Genomic DNA, 950 nt, shown 5'->3' on the forward strand with positions numbered 1-950 from the left:
TTTCTCTGCAAGCTTTTTTCTATGAGCGTTTTTTATCGGCAAGGCGCTGTGCTTTCTGTGTATTAGCAAAATGGAGTTTTGTAAAGGTTCTGAGAGCAGATGCCCCTTTTTTGAGGATCAGCTTGGCTGCTGCTTCATCCACGTGCGGGCCGGCCCCTTTCGGAAGTGTCATTCCTGCCTCACGCGACAGTTTATCCATTTCCATTAAAAACGAATATCTTGCAATGATTGAAGCAGCGGCGACTGACAAGTGAATGCCTTCAGCCTTTGTGCTGAAATAGGTCCGCTCCCTCACAATGTCTCTGCCCCTTAAATGATTGAAGTAGACGCCTGGCTCAGCGAATTGGTCAATCAAAATGGCCTCAGGCTTTACCCCATCCATTTTTCTTAACAAATGGGTTATGGCTTGATTGTGCAGCAAAGCTTTCATTTTCCCTTGGCTCATGCCTTTTTCCTGCATGCTGTTGTACTTTTCATTCTTTAAAACCAACAGGCTGTATGGAATGGTTTTGATCAGGTTTCGGGCAATCTCAATGATTTGCGGATCCTTTAAGTCTTTAGAGTCCTTAACACCGAGTTCCTTCATTAAAGGAAGCATTGTTTTGTCGACGTACGCGCATACAACCGTCATCGGGCCAAAGTAATCTCCGGTTCCGACCTCGTCAGAGCCGATAACAGACATGCCGGCGATATCTGCCGGAGGGGCATAACGGGGGTCAGCCGGCTTTTTGGCCGTTTTCTTCTTTTCCTGCGGCTCTGCTGTTCCCCAGCGTGCGGATTCTGCCGCTGCGTTTTTGCCTTGAAACAAGACCTTGCCGGATTTATATGCTGTAATGGTACAGCCTGGCGGTTTCGCCTGAAAAACGGCTCCCTGCGGAACAGAGGCAGTAAGCGAACCGCTGTACGTCGTTTTCATTTGGTCAATAGCAGACAACGATACTTTTATCACA

General features: G+C 47.7%; 1 protein-coding gene. It reads right to left on the reverse strand.

Features of this window, described 5'->3' with window-relative positions:
• Positions 1 to 19: 19 nt before the first annotated feature.
• Positions 20 to 949: a ribonuclease HIII gene (rnhC, locus tag RAC86_RS39180; RefSeq protein WP_377887005.1), complete on the reverse strand. Its 930-nt coding sequence runs from the start codon at positions 947 to 949 to the stop codon at positions 20 to 22.
• Between the last annotated feature and the right edge of the window lies 1 nt (position 950).

Source organism: Bacillus sp. LR_5, from assembly GCF_042709275.1.